This is a genomic window from Chthonomonas sp., from assembly GCF_035294165.1.
In the GTDB taxonomy this organism is placed as follows: domain Bacteria; phylum Armatimonadota; class Chthonomonadetes; order Chthonomonadales; family Chthonomonadaceae; genus Chthonomonas.
The window spans coordinates 1-2,972 of sequence record NZ_DATGLN010000179.1; the positions used below are offsets into that span (position 1 = coordinate 1).

The window sequence follows — 2,972 nt, forward strand, 5'->3', positions numbered from 1 at the left end:
CTTTCCGCCAAGCGCCCCAACCTTCTGCGCTTGGTGATCAATGTACCGAATCGGGCTGCCTATCAGGCCGTTTACAGCGACGGTAAAACGCTGAGTGTCTACAACTCCAGCACCAATCAGTACTTTGCCAGCCCCACAGCCCCCACTTTCCTGCAGCTTTTACCCCTTCTCCATAGGAAAGCGCAGATTAACTTCGTGCCAAGCCCCCTCTATCTGTTCGCCGATCCAAGCCTTCTCTCTTCTTTTCGGGATTTCAAACAAGAGGCGGAACAGACAATAGAGGGTCATACCTGCCGAGTCCTCTCCGCCCTTGCCCCTCCTGCTCCCTCCCCTTTAGGCCGTCAAACAGTATCTGTTCGTTGGCAGTGGTATATTGATAAACACACCGGCTGGATATGGCGCCTCGAAGGAGTGTCCGAACCGGCGCTGTTGAGAGTTCGTCTGCCCGGGCACCCGCAACCTGAACCAACAAAGGTGATTCTACGTATCGAATATCGAATATTGCAGGAACAGATAGACCCGGAGATACCACAGGGAGATTTTCGCTTTCATCCGCCGCGTGGGGCGACCCCGAAAAAGGGGTCAACCGCTCCGCAAGCGTTACAACGCTCGCCTAAATAAGGAAGGAAATAGAATGCTATGTTGGCAATGACCGCCGCAGCGTTGATCGCCCTCCTTATCACCACCTGGCTTACGCCAAAGGTGAAAGAGTGGGCTGTTCGCCGTGGCGTGGTAGATCATCCTGAGGCGCGACGCATTAACAAGGCTCCTTTGCCACGAGCAGGAGGCATCGCTATCTTTATCGGTTTCCTTGTAGCAGCTGTGCTCGCCATCACCGCACGCCAGCTTTCCAGTGGCAAACACGACTGGACGTTCTCTATTTTCGGCGTTCTCGTTGCCGTTACGGCAGCAGCTCTCTTTGGCCTTATTGATGACCTCTACGACCTGCCTGCCAAGTGGCAAGCGCTTGCACTTATCGTCATTGGGCTGCTTCTATTTCTTATGGGTGTGCGCATTGAAGGGGTATCCAACCCCTTTACCACCATCAACGGCGCCTACAACCCCACCATTAATTGGCATCCTATCGGCTTAGCGACCTCCATTATTCTCACGATTCTGTGGGTGTTCACGGTGGTGAAAACGGTAGATGCTATTGACGGAGTAGATGGCCTTGCCGCCGGTGTATGCGCTATCTCTGCGGCGACGCTTGCTCTCATGTCAGCTCAGCTTCATCCTTCCGACGGCCCCACCCTTCAAAAGTACGACGGCCCCACGTTAGCCTTGTTGGCCTCGGCCATCGTAGGGGCGTGCATCGGCTTTTTGCGACACAACCATCATCCTGCTCGCATCATCATGGGTACGGTGGGGGCTTGGGTGCTCGGCACGGCTCTGGCTGCCATCTCGATTTTGGGCGCCTTTAAAGTGGCAACTGCCGTCTCCGTGCTCGTGCCCATTCTGGTGCTCGGCGTGCCCATTTTCGACTATGTGCATGTCGTCACCCGAAGGGTACTTGCCCGTGCCCCGCTCACCCGCGCCGACAAGCGTCACCTACATCATCTTCTCCTCGCCCGCGGCTGGTCGCAAACCCAAGTCACCTACTTCCTCTATGGCCTTACTTTTTTGCTCTGTCTGTCGGCCTATGCTCTTTTTCAGCTCATGCGAGCGCACTAACGGCTACAAAGCGCCTTTATATTGTTAGCTCACATCATCAAGAAGGTAGCCGCCGCTAGAGGTACTGAACCCCCTATCGACTCGGAGGAGCATGATGAGAAGAAACAGCGATCTGATGGAACTCTTTAAATTATCCATACTAGTCCTATTACTTATTGCCGTTCTATGGCTATTGCCTACCTACTCGAAACAGACGCACACCCCACAATACGATTTCCGCAATTGGGTGCTACTGCATGCAGAAACTTCAGCTGATCCCATTCAGTTTAAACCCCACTCATTGGCAAAATTACTCGTACAGGCAATAAAACAGGGGAAACATACCCGGGTAGATGGTTTTTATTTCTTCGGCCCCTACTTCAACACCACCTCTTCCCCTTTGAAAATCGAGCTGACACTTAAACCCGATCAGAGCTATGTGGTAAAAGCTTATCTGCCAAATGGACAAACGCGAGTAGTAGATAGCGGGCCAACCTCTCTTAGCGTGCGAGCTATAGGCTATATCTACGGAAAGAATCTTCCGATCCTGGATAAACAGGTTGTTTATAATGCCCTGATTGAGAGCTATACGAGACATGCTGGTTTAATGACGGATTATCCGCAGTGGTACTATGATAAAACATATGCCCGTACCAAAGCGTTGACTGGCTATATCACAATACCACCACATGATAGCGAAGGTATTATCTGGATATGGACTCCCATGGTTATTAAAAATAGCGGGCTGGTAGATGTCTATAAGGACGGAGTTTATATCGGTCGCTATAGATGGTTTTCCCAAGTGCCGGAGGTGCTCGCTGGAGGGCCTAAACGTCTACCTCCAAATTTCCCAGTAGACTATTTTATTATTACTTATCCCTGCGGGGCACCACCTGAATTAAAAGCCTATAATAGACTGCATCTCAAAGACATTCAAAGCGCGAATACGCCCTGAACCGTCCATCCTGTAACAGGCTAAAGCTCTTTTTGTCAACGCAATAGGAGGTACTGCCAAGCCCTACCCGCGAAGCTCATCGTCGTTAGAAACGAAGGTGCAGGTATAATCTCATAAGATAGCTAAAAAGGAGCAACGAGTTTTGTTAGACCCTAAACAGGTGGCTGCGCGCGAGGCGGTGAAAGCCGTAAAAGACGGCATGACCATCGGAATCGGCACCGGCTCTACCGCGGCTTTCGCCATTCAAGCGATCGGAGAGCGCATTAAATCGGAAGGCCTCCACGTCCGGGCCGTTGCCACCTCCTCACGCTCACGCGAAATGGCCGCCGAATGGGGTATCCCGCTTATAGACCTCTGCGAAGTGGAG

3 protein-coding genes and 1 pseudogene are annotated in these 2,972 nt (G+C 52.0%); all 4 read left to right on the top strand.

Annotation, left to right across the window (positions count from 1 at the left end):
* Positions 1-621: DUF2092 domain-containing protein (locus VKV29_RS09670; RefSeq protein WP_324201101.1), on the top strand; the 621-nt coding region annotated here is incomplete at its 5' end.
* Positions 622-639: 18 nt separating this feature from the next.
* Positions 640-1,671: an MraY family glycosyltransferase gene (locus tag VKV29_RS09675; protein ID WP_324201102.1), complete on the top strand. Its 1,032-nt coding sequence runs from the start codon at positions 640-642 to the stop codon at positions 1,669-1,671.
* Positions 1,672-1,762: 91 nt separating this feature from the next.
* A complete protein-coding gene (locus VKV29_RS09680) occupies positions 1,763-2,605 on the top strand; it encodes a hypothetical protein (RefSeq protein ID WP_324201103.1) in 843 nt (280 codons plus the stop codon).
* Between the two features lie 142 nt (positions 2,606-2,747).
* Positions 2,748-2,972, top strand: a pseudogene (locus VKV29_RS09685) (ribose 5-phosphate isomerase A); the annotation flags it as partial.